The organism is Streptomyces sp. L2 (assembly GCF_004124325.1).
Taxonomy (GTDB): Bacteria; Actinomycetota; Actinomycetes; order Streptomycetales; family Streptomycetaceae; genus Streptomyces.
On the sequence record NZ_QBDT01000001.1, the window covers coordinates 475,807 to 489,287 of the forward strand.

General features: G+C 72.9%; 17 protein-coding genes. 9 read left to right on the top strand and 8 right to left on the bottom strand.

The genetic code is table 11. The features are described 5' to 3' along the window. Positions 1-211: 211 nt before the first annotated feature. From ctaD to DBP14_RS02165, 3 genes are all read left to right on the top strand, one after another. Positions 212-1,906 (top strand): cytochrome c oxidase subunit I, encoded by a 1,695-nt coding sequence (gene ctaD, locus DBP14_RS02155; RefSeq protein ID WP_129305349.1) that lies wholly within the window; start codon positions 212-214, stop codon positions 1,904-1,906. A 25-nt stretch (positions 1,907-1,931) separates the two neighbouring features. Continuing rightward, entirely contained in the window at positions 1,932-2,276 is a 345-nt protein-coding gene (locus DBP14_RS02160; protein ID WP_129305350.1) for a cytochrome C oxidase subunit I, read from the top strand. Positions 2,277-2,426: 150 nt separating this feature from the next. Continuing rightward, complete coding sequence (locus DBP14_RS02165) at positions 2,427-3,005, top strand: hemerythrin domain-containing protein (protein WP_129305351.1); 579 nt, start codon at positions 2,427-2,429, stop codon at positions 3,003-3,005. Between the two features lie 72 nt (positions 3,006-3,077). Here DBP14_RS02165 and DBP14_RS02170 read toward each other — a convergent pair whose 3' ends face one another. Then, complete coding sequence (locus DBP14_RS02170; protein WP_129305352.1) at positions 3,078-3,608, bottom strand: DUF488 domain-containing protein; 531 nt, start codon at positions 3,606-3,608, stop codon at positions 3,078-3,080. Between the two features lie 34 nt (positions 3,609-3,642). Then, positions 3,643-3,855 (bottom strand): DUF2945 domain-containing protein, encoded by a 213-nt coding sequence (locus DBP14_RS02175; RefSeq protein WP_129305353.1) that lies wholly within the window; start codon positions 3,853-3,855, stop codon positions 3,643-3,645. A gap of 51 nt (positions 3,856-3,906) precedes the next feature. Here DBP14_RS02175 and DBP14_RS02180 point away from each other — a divergent pair, with 51 nt between their 5' ends. After that, positions 3,907-4,590, top strand: coding sequence for a peptide deformylase (locus tag DBP14_RS02180; RefSeq protein WP_129305354.1), 684 nt, complete (start codon positions 3,907-3,909; stop codon positions 4,588-4,590). A 20-nt stretch (positions 4,591-4,610) separates the two neighbouring features. On the opposite strand, the gene DBP14_RS02185 is transcribed toward DBP14_RS02180, so the two are convergent. Continuing rightward, positions 4,611-6,041 carry an NAD(P)/FAD-dependent oxidoreductase gene (locus DBP14_RS02185; RefSeq protein ID WP_129305355.1) on the bottom strand — a complete coding sequence of 477 codons (1,431 nt, stop codon included), beginning with the start codon at positions 6,039-6,041 and terminating at the stop codon, positions 4,611-4,613. Between the two features lie 140 nt (positions 6,042-6,181). On the opposite strand from DBP14_RS02185, the gene trxA reads away from it, so the two are divergent. Next, positions 6,182-6,568 (top strand): thioredoxin, encoded by a 387-nt coding sequence (gene trxA / locus DBP14_RS02190; protein ID WP_129305356.1) that lies wholly within the window; start codon positions 6,182-6,184, stop codon positions 6,566-6,568. 93 nt (positions 6,569-6,661) lie between these two features. Here the strand turns inward: trxA and DBP14_RS02195 are convergent, their stop codons facing one another. Beyond that, entirely contained in the window at positions 6,662-7,342 is a 681-nt protein-coding gene (locus tag DBP14_RS02195; RefSeq protein WP_206739190.1) for a TetR/AcrR family transcriptional regulator, read from the bottom strand. Between the two features lie 99 nt (positions 7,343-7,441). On the opposite strand from DBP14_RS02195, the gene DBP14_RS02200 reads away from it, so the two are divergent. Continuing rightward, complete coding sequence (locus DBP14_RS02200; protein WP_129305357.1) at positions 7,442-8,005, top strand: NAD(P)H-dependent oxidoreductase; 564 nt, start codon at positions 7,442-7,444, stop codon at positions 8,003-8,005. Positions 8,006-8,069: 64 nt separating this feature from the next. On the opposite strand, the gene DBP14_RS02205 is transcribed toward DBP14_RS02200, so the two are convergent. Next, entirely contained in the window at positions 8,070-8,618 is a 549-nt protein-coding gene (locus DBP14_RS02205) for a GNAT family N-acetyltransferase (protein WP_129305358.1), read from the bottom strand. 85 nt (positions 8,619-8,703) lie between these two features. Here DBP14_RS02205 and DBP14_RS02210 point away from each other — a divergent pair, with 85 nt between their 5' ends. Further along, complete coding sequence (locus DBP14_RS02210; RefSeq protein WP_129305359.1) at positions 8,704-10,128, top strand: amidase; 1,425 nt, start codon at positions 8,704-8,706, stop codon at positions 10,126-10,128. A 96-nt stretch (positions 10,129-10,224) separates the two neighbouring features. On the opposite strand, the gene DBP14_RS02215 is transcribed toward DBP14_RS02210, so the two are convergent. Beyond that, positions 10,225-10,659 (bottom strand): hypothetical protein, encoded by a 435-nt coding sequence (locus DBP14_RS02215; RefSeq protein ID WP_129305360.1) that lies wholly within the window; start codon positions 10,657-10,659, stop codon positions 10,225-10,227. Positions 10,660-10,685: 26 nt separating this feature from the next. Further along, positions 10,686-11,363 (bottom strand): helix-turn-helix domain-containing protein, encoded by a 678-nt coding sequence (locus DBP14_RS02220; protein ID WP_129305361.1) that lies wholly within the window; start codon positions 11,361-11,363, stop codon positions 10,686-10,688. Positions 11,364-11,601: 238 nt separating this feature from the next. Between DBP14_RS02220 and DBP14_RS02225 the strand changes: the two genes are divergently transcribed. Beyond that, a complete protein-coding gene (locus DBP14_RS02225; protein WP_129311633.1) occupies positions 11,602-11,955 on the top strand; it encodes a hypothetical protein in 354 nt (117 codons plus the stop codon). A gap of 57 nt (positions 11,956-12,012) precedes the next feature. Continuing rightward, positions 12,013-12,459, top strand: coding sequence for a type II toxin-antitoxin system PemK/MazF family toxin (locus tag DBP14_RS02230; protein WP_129305362.1), 447 nt, complete (start codon positions 12,013-12,015; stop codon positions 12,457-12,459). Here DBP14_RS02230 and DBP14_RS02235 read toward each other — a convergent pair. After that, positions 12,444-13,283: a TIGR02452 family protein gene (locus tag DBP14_RS02235; RefSeq protein WP_129305363.1), complete on the bottom strand. Its 840-nt coding sequence runs from the start codon at positions 13,281-13,283 to the stop codon at positions 12,444-12,446. The two genes, DBP14_RS02230 and DBP14_RS02235, sit on opposite strands and share 16 nt — an antisense overlap. Positions 13,284-13,481 lie beyond the last annotated feature (198 nt).

Below are 13,481 nucleotides of genomic sequence, written 5' to 3' on the forward strand. Positions count from 1 at the left end.
GGGCGCGTCGTCGTACCCCCGCCCGTACACGGGAGGGAGGCCGCGCGCACCGCCGGCCGGGCCGGGCCGATTGCTCCACTCGCGTGTGAGAACCGCCCGTTCGGCGGTGTGTCGGCCGCTCACGGCTTCCCTCGGGGCCGCGAGCCGCGAGTATGGCGCACGACTGACGCCATGGCGCGGGCGAACCGCGAGCATCGGAGAAACGCGACCTGTGACTATTCTCAACAGCCCTGAGCCCTCGGCCGAGCCCACGTACGACAGTGAGGTGCCGGTCCGGAGCAGGAAGCCCGGCAGCGTCGTGGTCAAGTGGATGACGACCACCGACCACAAGACGATCGGCACGCTGTACCTGACGACGTCGTTCGCGTTCTTCATCATCGGTGGCGTGATGGCGCTGCTGATGCGCGCCGAGCTGGCCCGGCCGGGTCTGCAGATCATGTCGAACGAGCAGTTCAACCAGGCGTTCACGATGCACGGCACCGTGATGCTGCTGATGTTCGCCACCCCGCTGTTCGCCGGCTTCACCAACTGGATCATGCCGCTGCAGATCGGCGCGCCCGACGTGGCGTTCCCGCGGCTGAACATGTTCGCCTACTGGCTCTACCTGTTCGGCTCGCTCATCGCGGTCGGCGGCTTCCTCACCCCGGACGGCGCGGCCGACTTCGGCTGGTTCGCCTACTCCCCGCTGACGAACGCGGTGCACAGCCCGGGGCTCGGCGCCGATCTGTGGATCATGGGTCTGGCCTTCTCCGGCTTCGGCACGATCCTCGGCTCGGTCAACTTCATCACCACGATCATCTGCATGCGCGCCCCGGGCATGACCATGTTCCGGATGCCGATCTTCGTGTGGAACGTGCTGCTCACCGCGGTCCTGGTGATCCTCGTCTTCCCGATTCTGGCGGCCGCCCTGTTCGCCCTGGAGGCGGACCGCAAGTTCGGCGCCCACGTCTTCGACTCGGCCAACGGCGGGGCGCTGCTGTGGCAGCACCTGTTCTGGTTCTTCGGCCATCCCGAGGTGTACATCATCGCCCTGCCGTTCTTCGGCATCATCACGGAGATCATCCCGGTGTTCTCCCGCAAGCCGATCTTCGGTTACATGGGCCTGGTCGCCGCGACGATCTCGATCGCCGGCCTGTCCGCGACGGTGTGGGCGCACCACATGTACGTCACCGGTGGTGTGCTGCTGCCGTTCTTCTCCTTCATGACGTTCCTCATCGCGGTCCCGACCGGGGTGAAGTTCTTCAACTGGATCGGCACGATGTGGAAGGGCTCGCTGTCCTTCGAGACGCCGATGCTGTGGTCGGCGGGCTTCCTCGTCACGTTCCTCTTCGGCGGCCTGACCGGGGTGATCCTGGCGTCGCCGCCGATGGACTTCCACGTCTCCGACTCGTACTTCGTGGTGGCGCACTTCCACTACGTCGTCTTCGGCACGGTCGTCTTCGCGATGTTCGCCGGATTCCACTTCTGGTGGCCGAAGTTCACCGGCAAGATCCTCGACGAGCGGCTCGGCAAGATGACGTTCTGGATGCTGTTCTGCGGCTTCCACGGCACCTTCCTCATCCAGCACTGGCTGGGCGTCGAGGGGATGCCCCGCCGGTACGCCGACTATCTCGCCGCCGACGGCTTCACCACGCTCAACACGATCTCGTCGATCAGCTCGTTCCTGCTGGGCATGTCGATGCTGCCGTTCTTCTACAACATCTGGAAGACCGCCAAGTACGGCAAGCCGGTCGGCGTGGACGACCCGTGGGGCTACGGCCGTTCGCTGGAGTGGGCGACCTCCTGCCCGCCCCCGCGGCACAACTTCGTGACCCTGCCCCGGATCCGCAGCGAGTCCCCGGCGTTCGACCTGCACCACCCGCAGATCGCGCTGGCCGAGGCGGAGGCCCACGGCAGCCACGCGTGAGGGTCCGACGGCGGTGAGGAGCGATGTGTCGAGGCAGCGAGCCGAGGGAGTCCGTCTCGGCAACGAGGTGGAGGGCTACCTGCTGTGGCAGGCCACGGTGGCGGTGGCCGAGCAGCGGGCGCGGGAGTTCGTGACGCCCCTGGACTGGCTGACGACGGCACAGCGCACCGAGGTCGAGCAGGCGTACGTCGCCGACGGCCTCCGGCGTGCCCAGCAGGACCTGGAACGGATCGCGGCCCGCTGCCGGTCGCTGCGCGGCGAGTACGAGGAGCGCTACCGGACACTGCGCGCCCGCTGCCTGGCGGGCACGCTGGCGGCGGGCGCCTGCCTCGTGGCGCTGGCCGCGGCGGCGGTGTCCCTGGGCCGTTGACGTAGGTGCGACCGGGCTGCCGACGCAGGACGTCCTCGGGCCGTTGACGCCGGTGTCCGCGCGGCCCGTGTCGGCGGGGCGCACGGGGGTACTCAACCGGCCCGGCGGGACCGGCGTGACGCACGGCCACCCTGAAGAAAGCGATCGGGCATGTCGATTCACACAACGGTGGGCCAGGACCCGGACAGCAACGACGTGGTGATCCTGCTGGAGCAGCAGCACGAGGAGATCCGGCGCCGGATGGAGCGGGTGCTCGCCGTCGACGGCAAGGAGCGGCGCAAGGCGTTCCACGCGCTGGTCCACCTCCTCGCGGTGCACGAGACGGCCGAGGAGGAGGTCGTCCACCCGCACGTCCGGCGGGTCCTGAAGGACGGTGACGAGTTGGTCGCCGGTCTGCTGGAGCAGGAGGCGCAGGCCAAACGGCTGTTGGCGGCGCTGGAGGACACCGACCCGGACGCCGCCGAGTTCAGGCCCCGGTTCCTCGCCCTGCGCGACGCCGTGGAGGCGCACGCCCGGGCCGAGGAGGAGCAGGAGTTCCCCGCGCTGCGGGCGGCCTCCGACGACGGGGCGCTGCAGTCGCTGGCGAAGCTCCTGCGCACCGCCGAGATCGTCGCCCCGACCCGCCCGCACCCCGGTATGGAGTCCAGGGCCAGGAACCTCGCGCTCGGCCCGTTCGCCGCGGTGGCCGACCGCACACGCGACGCGGTGCGCCGGATGCTGGGCGGCTGAGAGGCCCGCAGGGGCATGGTCCGGGTCGCTCCGGTTGCCCGGTCCGCAAGGGCGGGGCGAGGGTGACGCCGCCTAACCGTCCGGAGGCGGCGGGTAGATCAGGTGGCCGTCCTGGACGCGGGCGTGTTCGTTGAGGACGGCCGGTTTCGACGACGTGGGCGACAGGATGTGGAGCACCTCGACGCCGGCGACGAGCAGGGCGTCGGTGATCAACCGGCGGTGGCAGCGCCAGGGCACCGCCTCGCTGCACATGATGGCCGGCCGTTCGTGCCCGGCCAGGTCGAGCAGTTCGGCGAGACCTCCCGCGAACTCCTCGCCGGCCATGTAGTCGGCGTAGTCCCGGAAGGCCTTGACCCGCCAGGCGCCGTTGACGCTGGGCACGCCCTTGGGGGTGTGCCGCCGGCCGCCCAGCCGGCGGATCCAGCGGTAGGAGATGTCGGGCGGCAGGGCCTCGGTGATCGCCGCCTGGTTCCACTGCGGGTACTTCCTCGACGACGGGAAGGAGCGGACGTCGGCCAGGCAGGTGACGTCGTGGGCGCGCAGCATCGCCAGGACCTCGTCGAAGTCGCGGGTCGAGTGCCCGACCGTACAGACGCGGTTCACCGTCCCACCGCCTCACCCACCGCAGGTCCGTCCGCTACAGCTTCGTCAGCGCGCCTCCCTTGTGCAGGGCGACGTGGTCGGTCCGGTCGCTCTTGATCTCGTACTGCGGATCGTCCTTCGAGCAGCGGCGCATGTGCCCCTTGTACTCGACGTCGCGGGTGTGCTTCTTGATGATCACGCCTTCGACGTACCCGGCCTCCGAGTTCCACCGGACGTGGTCGCCGACGGCGAACTGCTGCTGCGTCATGCTGACGCAAGTACCCCCGGTGGCGAGCGCCCAACGTGGCATGCTGGCGCGATGGCGACACTCAGTGACGACCGCGGTGACGACCTCGGTGACGAGGGCGATGGCGACCGCGCACCTCTCGCCGAACGGGTCGAGGAACTCCTCGCCGCCGGCGGGCCCCTGCCCATCGTCGCGGCGGGCCATCCCGTCCTGCGGTACGGCACCGAGCCGTACGACGGGCAGCTCGGCGACGCCCTGCTGGCCCGGTTCGTCGAGGCCCTGCGCGGCACGATGCGCGCGGCACCCGGCGTGGGCCTCGCCGCCGTGCAGGTGGGCGTGCCCCTGCGGATCGCGGTCATCGAGGATCCGGCGCCGGTGTCCGAGGAGGTCGCGCGGGTCCGGGGCCGGGTGCCGCAGCCGTTCCGGGTGCTGGTCAATCCGTCGTACGAGCCCGTCGGCACCGCTCGTGCCGCGTTCTTCGAGGGCTGTCTGAGCGTGCCGGGCTGGCAGGCGGTGGTGGCCCGGCCCGCCGAGGTGCGGCTGCGCGGCCAGGACGAGCTCGGCCGCGAGGTGGACGAGTCGTTCACGGGCTGGCCCGCCCGGATCGTGCAGCACGAGACGGACCACCTGGACGGCACGCTCTACCTGGACCGGGCCGAGCCCCGCTCGCTGTCGACGAACGAGGCGGTGCTGGCCCGCTGGAACGCTCCGACGCCGGCGGCGGCAGCCGAGGCGCTGGGCTTCGAGCTGCCGTAGGCGGTGAAGATGCCGAACGCTCAGCTGTCCCGGTACGCCTCCAGCAGGCGCAGCCACACCTCGCTGAGCGTCGGGTACGAGGGCACCGCGTGCCACAGCCGGCTGAGCGGAACCCGGCCGGCGACCGCGACGGTGGCCGAGTGGACGAGTTCGCCGACACCGGGGCCGACGAAGGTGACGCCGCGCAGGATCTCCTGCTCCACGTCGACGACCATGCGGGCGCGGCCCCGGTAGTCCTCGCCGTACAGACCAGCCCCGGCGACCGAGGAGAACTCGACGTCGACCGCGCGCACGCGGTGCCCGGCCTGTTCGGCCTCGGCGAGGGACAGACCGACGGCACCGGCCTCGGGGTCGGTGAAGACGACCTGCGGTACGGCGTCGTGGTCGGCGGTGGCCGAGTGGGCGCCCCAGGGCTCGGCGGTCACCGGGTCGCCGGCGGCGCGTGCGGCGATGGCGGAGCCGGCGATACGGGCCTGGTACTTGCCCTGGTGGGTGAGGAGCGCCCGGTGGTTGACGTCGCCGACCGCGTACAGCCAGTCGGTGCCGGTGACGCGGAGGGTGTCGTCGGCGTCGAGCCAGGAGCCGGGTTCGAGGCCGACGGTGTCGAGCCCGATGTCGTCGGTCCGCGGGGCGCGGCCGGTGGCGAAGAGGATCTCGTCGGCCTCGATGCGGTCGCCGGTGTCCGTGACGGCGACGACGGTGCCGTTCTCGCGGGTCACGGACGTGACGGAGGTGCCGGTGCGCAGGTCGACGCCGGCCTCGGTGAGGGCCTTGGCGATGAGTTCACCGGCGAAGGGTTCCATGCGGTTGAGCAGGCCCTTGCCGCGGACGAGGAGGGTGACGCGGGAGCCGAGGGCCTGCCAGGCGGTGGCCATCTCGGTGGCGACGACACCGCCGCCGACGACGATCAGCCGGCCGGGGGCGGCCTTGGCGCTGGTGGCCTCCCGGCTGGTCCAGGGGCCCACACCGTCGAGTCCGGGCAGGTCGGGCAGCTGGGCGCGGGTGCCGGTGCAGACGGCGACGGCGTGCCGGGCGGTGAGGGCGGTGACGGTGCCGTCGGGTCCGGTGACGGTGACCGTGCGGGGGCCGGCCAGCCGGCCGTGGCCCCGGTACAGGTCGGCGCCGATGCCGTCGAGCCAGCCGACCTGGCCGTCGTCCTGCCAGTGCGAGGTGTAGGTGTCGCGCCGGCCGAGGACGGCGTCGGTGTCGAGGGGCCCCTGGACGGCCCCGCTCAGGCCGGGCAGGCGGCGGGCGTCGGCCCGGGCGATGACCGGTCTGAGCAGCGCCTTGCTGGGCATGCACGCCCAGTACGAGCACTCGCCGCCGACGAGTTCGCTCTCCACGACCGCGGTGGTCAGGCCGCCCGCGCGGGTGCGGTCGGCGACGTTCTCCCCCACGGGTCCGGCGCCGAGCACCACGACGTCGTACGCGATGGCTTCCGTTTCCGTCATGGGGTCAGTCTGGTGGGTGGTGTGCCCGGTGGCCACATGGGTACGTGCGCGGAATACGGACGTACGCGCACCGGAATACGCGACCGGCCGCCCGCGTTGGCGCCGTCGGCAGCACCCCGACACCAGGAAGAGGGAAGGCCATGAGCAGCAGCACCGTGGAGCTGACCAAGGAGAATTTCGACCAGACGGTCACGGAGAACGAGTTCGTTCTCATCGACTTCTGGGCGTCCTGGTGCGGGCCCTGCCGTCAGTTCGCGCCGGTGTACGAGAAGGCCGCCGGGGAGAACCCGGACCTGGTGTTCGGCAAGGTGGACACGGAGGCGCAGCCGGAGCTGGCGCAGGCCTTCGGTATCCAGTCGATTCCGACGCTGATGATCGTCCGTGACCAGGTCGCCGTGTTCGCGCAGCCGGGCGCCCTGCCCGAGGCCGCGCTGACGGACGTCATCGGGCAGGCCCGCAAGCTGGACATGGACGAGGTCCGCAAGAGCATCGCCGCCCAGCAGCAGGGGCAGGACGGGGCGCAGTAGCCCCCGGGAGGGGGACGACGGCCTGCTCAGGGGCCCGCGGCCGTGCCGCGGGCCCTTCGGCACGCCTGAGAGCGCTTGGCGTCCGACCGGCCCTCAGCGGGGCGGTTCCGTGCCGGTGACGCGGGCGACGAGGTCGATCCAGCCGGTCTCCAGCCGCTCCATGGGCATCCCGCACTGCCGGATCAGGTGGTGGATCAGGGCGGGGTCGAGGCTGGCCATGAGGGTCTGGGCGAGGAGGTCGCAGTCGGCGGTCGGCACCAGCTTGCGCAGCAGCACCGTGACGTGGGTGCGCAGCGCGAGGGCGGCGGGGTGGGAGAACCGCCGGGTCGGGTGCGGCTGGGCGGCCAGTTGCAGGTCGAGCTGCTCGGCCGAGCGGTACAGCACCGCCACGCCGAACGCCCGGAGCCGCTCCAGCGGTGGCGCACCGGGCCCCAGGGGCGGGGGGCCGCCGAGGAAGTCGGCCTGGAGCTGCTTCGCCGAGTGGTCCAGCAGGGCCGTCAGCAGCCCGGTGCGGTCGCCGAAGCGGCGGAACACCGTGCCCTTGCCGACCTGTGCCGCCGCGGCCACCGCCTCCATGGTGACCCCCTCCACCCCGTGCTCGGCGATCAGCCGGGCGGCGGCCTCCAGCAGCCGGGCCCGGTTGCGCGCGGCGTCGGCGCGCAGGCAGGGCTCGTCCGGAGCCGGGCCGACCTCCAGCAGGTGCGGCGGACCGAGGGACTCCGGGGGCTTCGGGAAGGGGGGCGGGGCGCTGGACATGAAGCCAGCGTAAAGCATCGGGAACAAAACTGGACCGCGGTCCGGTTAGCCTGATACAAACTTAAACGGACCTCGGTCCGGATCGTTGAAGCGCTTGTCACCCCCCTTGGAGTTCCCATGTCTGTTCGCATCCTCGCGCTCGTCGGCAGCCTCCGCGCCGGTTCGCACAACCGTCAGCTCGCCGAGGCGGCCGTCAAGCTCGCCCCGGAGGGCGCGGACGTCGTGCTCTACGAGGGTCTCGCCGAGCTCCCCTTCTACAACGAGGACATCGACGTCGAGGGCAGCGTCCCGGCCGCCGCGGCCGCGCTGCGGGAGGCCGCCGGTGCCGCCGACGCCTTCCTGCTCTTCTCGCCCGAGTACAACGGCACCATCCCGGCCGTCCTGAAGAACGCCATCGACTGGCTGTCCCGCCCCTACGGCGCCGGTGCCTTCGGCGGCAAGCCGGTCGCCGTCATCGGCACCGCCTTCGGCCAGTACGGCGGCGTGTGGGCGCAGGACGACACCCGCAAGGCCGTGGGCATCGCCGGCGGCAAGGTGATCGAGGACATCAAGCTGTCCATCCCGGGCTCCGTGACCCGCTTCGCCGAGACCCACCCGGCCGACGACACCGAGGTCGCCGCGCAGCTGACCGAGGTCGTCGCCCGCCTGCACGGCAACGTCGGCGAGGCCGTGGCCGCCTGACACCCGCGACTGCGATCTTTTCACGCCAGCGCCCGGCCGGATTCTTCCGGCCGGGCGTTCCGGCTCACCCCACCCGTACGGCCGGACTCCACACGCCGAACCACTGCTCGGCGTCGTAGGCGTGGAACCGTTCCACCTCGGTGAACCCCAGCCCGGCCGCCAGGCGCATCGAGCGCTCGTTGGCGGTCTGGGTGCGCAACACCACACACTCGCCGGGACGTTCGGCGGCGAACCAGTCGAGGGCCGCCGCGCACGCCTCGGCGCCGTACCCGCGGCCCCACGCCTCGGGCACCAGCAGGTAACCGAGCTCGGCCTGACCGATGTCCGGGCGGCCGGGCTCCCCGCTCTCCGCGTCGTACCGGGTGAGGTGGACGACGCCGATCATCGCTCCGTCGAGCTCGACCACGAAGTAGCCGCGCCGCCGTCCGGGTATCTCCGGTACCTCGCGGGCGAGTTCGGCGCGCGGCCGGGGACCCCCGAGATAGACGTGCACGTCCGCCGAGGCGAACAGGTCGATGAACGGCGCGCGGTCGCGGGCCTCCGACTCGCGGAGCACGAGCCGCTCGGTCCTGATCGGGGCGGGTGGCCAGGCGACAGCGGCGAGTTCAGTCATGGCCGGGAACCTATCGCACACCCTCGCCCGAGAGGTTACCGTTCGGTAGACACCGTGTCAGGACGCTCCCCGGAGGTTCCCCGCCATGATGCCCGACCGTGCCGCAGGTCTCGCGGAGTCCGTTCGCGCGCTGACCGAGGGCGAGGTGACCTCCCGCACCCTGGTGGAGCGGGCCCTGGCCCGGATCGCGGCCACCCAGCCGACGCTGAACGCCTTCCGCGTGGTGCGCGCCGAGGCCGCCCTGGCCGAAGCGGACGCCGCTGACCGGGAGTTGGCGGGCGGCGCGCGGCGGCCGCTGCTGGGCGTTCCGGTGGCGGTGAAGGACGACATGGACGTGGCGGGCGAGCCGACCGCGTTCGGCTGCCGGGGCGACTTCCCCGCCGTGGCCGAGGACGGGGAGGCGGTACGGCGGCTGCGCGCGGCCGGCGCGGTGATCATCGGCAAGACCAACACCTGCGAGCTGGGGCAGTGGCCGTTCACCGAGGGCGCCGCGTTCGGGGAGACCCGCAATCCGTGGCACACCGGCCACACTCCCGGTGGTTCCTCGGGCGGTTCGGCCGCCGCCGTCGCGGCGGGCCTGGTGCCGGCCGCGCTGGGCTCGGACGGCGCCGGATCGGTGCGGATCCCGGCCTCCTGGACCCATCTGGTCGGCATCAAGCCCCAGCGCGGCCGCATCTCGACCTGGCCGCGCGGCGAATCCTTCCAGGGCATCACCGTCAACGGCACCCTGGCCCGCACGGTCGCCGACGCGGCCCTGCTGCTGGACGCGGCGAGCGGCAACCACGCCCGGGACCCGCACCGACCGGCCGCCCTGACCGTCGCCGACGCGGTCGGCCGCGACCCGGGGCGGCTGCGCGTCGCCCTGTCGCTGAAGCCGCCGTTCACCGCGGTACCGGCCCGCCTCCACCCGGAGGTGCGGGCCCTCGTCGTCCAACTGGCGGACAGACTGGCCGCGTTGGGGCATGACGTGGAGGAGGCCGATCCGCCGTACGGCCAGATCGGGCTGACCTTCGTGCCCCGGGCCACCGTCGGCATCTCCGAGTGGGTCCGCGACGCGCCCGACCCGGCGCTGCTCGACCGGCGCACCCGGGACGCGGCCCGGCTGGGCCGGCTGCTCGGCGGGGCCCCGCTGCGGGCGGCCCGGCGCGCCGAGGCGGTCCTGCACCGGCGGATCGGCGGGTTCTTCGAGTCGTACGACGTGGTCCTCGCGCCGACGACGGCCGCTCCCCCGCCCCGGATCGGCGCCCTGTACCGGCTGGGCGGGCTGGCCACCGACCGCGCGATGATCGCCGCCTGCCCCTATGCCTGGCCGTGGAACGTCCTCGGCTGGCCCGGCGTCAACGTCCCCGCCGGCTTCATCACCCCCGGACTCCCGGTGGGCGCCCAGCTCCTCGGTCCGGCCGCAAGCGAACCGTTGCTGATCTCGCTCGCCGCCCAGCTGGAGGCGGAACTGAACTGGCACGAGCGGTGGCCGCCCCAGGGACAGGCGGCGGACGCCGAGGCCGCGTGACGGCGCCAGGGCGTGTGGCGCGACGCGTCCCCCAGGTCACCTCGCGGGCGCGACACGTCCCACAGGTCACCGCGCGGGCGCGACACGCCCCAGAGGTCACCTCGCCGCGAGCAGGCTGACGCCGAGGGCGATCAGGACGGCGACCTTGGCGGCCTCGAACGCCACGTACCACAAGTGGCTGCGGGAGCGCGGCAGTTCCTCGCCGGCCAGGACCCGGTCGGAGCGCCGGTTCAGGCGCGGCCGGACGACGGCGAGCTGGCCGAGGAGCAGGACGGCCGCGGCGGCCGTCAGGGCGATCACGCCGGACGCGGCCGAGCCGCCCACCGCGACCGCGGCGATGACGACCGCGGCCAGCACGGCCTCGACGGCGTTCACCGCCCGGAACACCAGCCGGCCGATGCCCAGGCCCACGGGTATGGTCACGCCCGGCGCCCGGAACTTCAGCGGCGCCTCCAGGAAGGAGATCGCCAGCACCATTCCGAGCCAGACGAAGACGACCGCGCTCGCGGCGGCGGCCGATGCGGTGTTCATCGGTGGGCATTACCTCTCTGGGGACGTCAGTCGCCGGCGGCCGTCCCGGCCAAATGGGCCAGGCAGACGTCGGGTTGGGCGAACGGTTCGAGGGCGGTGGCCGTCAGCGGCGCGCGCAGCTCCGCCAACGCGCCCTGCATCAGCCCGAGATGGACCGGGCAGACCAACTGGCCGTACTCCTCGGCGAGTTCGAGGAAGGGGCAGTGACGCAGCCGGATCCGTTCCGGGACCGTGCGCCCGGTTTCTTCGCCGCCTTCCGGCTCGGGTGCGAAGCCGAGGTCGTCCAGCAGGGCGAGGAGCCCGGCCGTGGCGCCCTCGGCCGTGGGCGGGCGGCCGGGCGGCAGCGGGTCCACCAGGAAACGGCCCCAGGCGCGGCCCGCCTCCAGTGCCTCGGTGTGCGCCTCGGCCGGGTCGGCGCCGGCCCAGCGGCTCAGCAGCATGCGCGCGAGCAGCCGGTAGCCGCGGGTGCCGCCGCGGTCCATGCCGGGCCGGGCGCTGTAGACGGTCCGCGGCCGGCCCGGGCCGGAGGGGTCCTCCACCCGGCGTTCGACGAGCCCCTCGGTGACCAGCGCGTCCAGGTGGAAGCGCACGGTGTTGGGGTGCACGCCCATCCGTTCGGCCGTCTCGCTCACGCCGAGCGGGGCGGGGGCGGCGCGCAGCACGTCCAGGACTGCGCGCCGGCGCGGACTCTCCCGCGTGGCCATGGATGACCACCCCTTTCACCTGCACGCATTTTTCACGATCGCGGTCTGGAGTAATTGTAGGGTGGACCCCGTGGAGCACAGGAACCGAGGCGACCGCGCGACCCCGCCGCCCGCCACCGGCACGGACCCGGCACACCGCACCGGGGCACCGCCCGAACAGCCCGCGCAGCCCGACCAGCCCCAACAGCCCGCGCAGCCCGCGCAGCCCGCAGAACCCGAACAGCCCGAACCGCGCGTCCTGTGTGACGCCGTGGCCCTCGCCGCCGGGCCCCCCGCTCCAGGCACGGTGCTGTGGAAGCTGGCCGAGGAGGGCCGCCAACTCGACGCCAACGTGGTCCGGTTGGCGCCGGGCGCCCGCGTCGACACCCACACCGAGCCCCACCTGGACGTCCTGCTGCTCGTCGTCTCCGGGGACGGTGTCGTCGGCAGCGGCGCCCAGGACGAGCCCCGGGCCCTGGCGGAGGGCGCCCTGCTCTGGCTTCCGCACGGCTCTACCCGCAGCATCACCGCGGGCGAGCGCGGCCTCGCCTACCTGACCGTGCATCGCCGCCGCCCGGGCATGCAGATCCGGTCCCGCGCCGACCTGCCGTAACGCCGGGACTCGGGACGGACGTTGCGCCCGGGGCCGGGAGAGCTAGGGTGCCTGCCTGTGAGCACGTTTACCGATGAAGACGTCCCGGGCCGCTACGGCCCCCACGCCACCACCGAGGCCGATCCGCGCCAGGTCGGGCGGGTGCGCACCGAGTACGCGCCCGCGCACGACGGCGATCCCGACCCCGGGGAGATCGTGTGGACCTGGGTGCCGTTCGAGGAGAACGACGGCCGGGGCAAGGACCGGCCGGTGCTGGTCGTCGCCCGGGAGGGGACGGGCACGCTCCTCGCCGTGCAGTTGTCCAGCAAGCGGCACGACGACGATCGCGAGTGGGTGGCGATCGGGAGCGGCCCCTGGGACCGGTCGGGCAGGGACTCCTGGGTGGACGTCGATCGCGTCCTCCGGCTGCACGAGGCGGGCATGCGCCGCGAGGCGTGCGCCCTGGACCGCATGCGGTTCAACCTGGTCCGGCAGCGGCTGCACGAGCGCTACGGCTGGACCTGACGCCAGCCCTCCAGTGAGCCGAACGCCCGCGCGAAGGCCGCCCGGACCGTCGCTTCCCGGGTGCGGTCCAGGACGCCGAACACCACGTGCTCGAAGGCCCGGCCGAACCGGCCGCCCGGTTCCAGCAGTGCGTGGAAGGCGTCCGCGACATCGGCCGGGTCGTTCTGGAAGACGCCGCAGCCCCAGGCGCCCAGCACCAGCCGGCGGTAGCCGTGGGCGGCGGCGGTCTCCAGGACGCGCTCGGCCCGCACGGCCAGGGCGCCCGGCAGTTCGGCGGCGCGCTCCGGTGCCGTACGCCGGACGACGCCCGCGTTGGGCGCGGCGGCGGTGAGGAAGCCCGCGAGGTACGGCCGGGGAAGGAAGGCGCCCCGGTCGTCCCGGAAGACGGGCACGGCCGGGGAGTGCACGACCCGGTCGGTGTAGAACGGATCGCGGTGGGCGCGGTGGTGGTCGTAGAAGCCGCGGGCCTCAAGGAGGCACGTGTACAGGGCGGAGGCACGGCACAGGGCCTCCTCCTGCGCCTGGGCGCCGTTGAGGTAGCCGCCGCCCGGGTTGCGGGCCGATGCGAAGTTCAGGACGGCGACGGGCGCGCCGGCCAGCCGGCGGGCCGCCTCCAGGCTGCTCTCGCCCGTGACCTCGAACAACGGATCCGCGTCGGTGGCCGGGACCACCGCAACCGGTTCCGGCCCGTACGTCCGCGTGCCCCCGCGCGCGGCCTCGATCGCCGCCACCAGGGACACCTCGCCGCCGTCCGGCGCGCGGTAGCTCCCCGCCGCCACGATCTTTTCCGTCTCGCTCGCGATCCCGCGCAGCCGTGCGCTCACGGCGCCACCCCCGTGGACTCCGTGAGCGCGGGCCGCGCGTTCTCCCCCGTCGTGCTCATGAACGCATCGTGAGCGATCCTGGACGTGCGGTGCAACGGAGTTTTCCCGGCGCGGACCGTCCCGGGGAACACCCGCGGAAACGGAGATGACCGATTCGGAACGTCCCCATGGGCACCCTTGTGCGAATCCGCGCGAGGG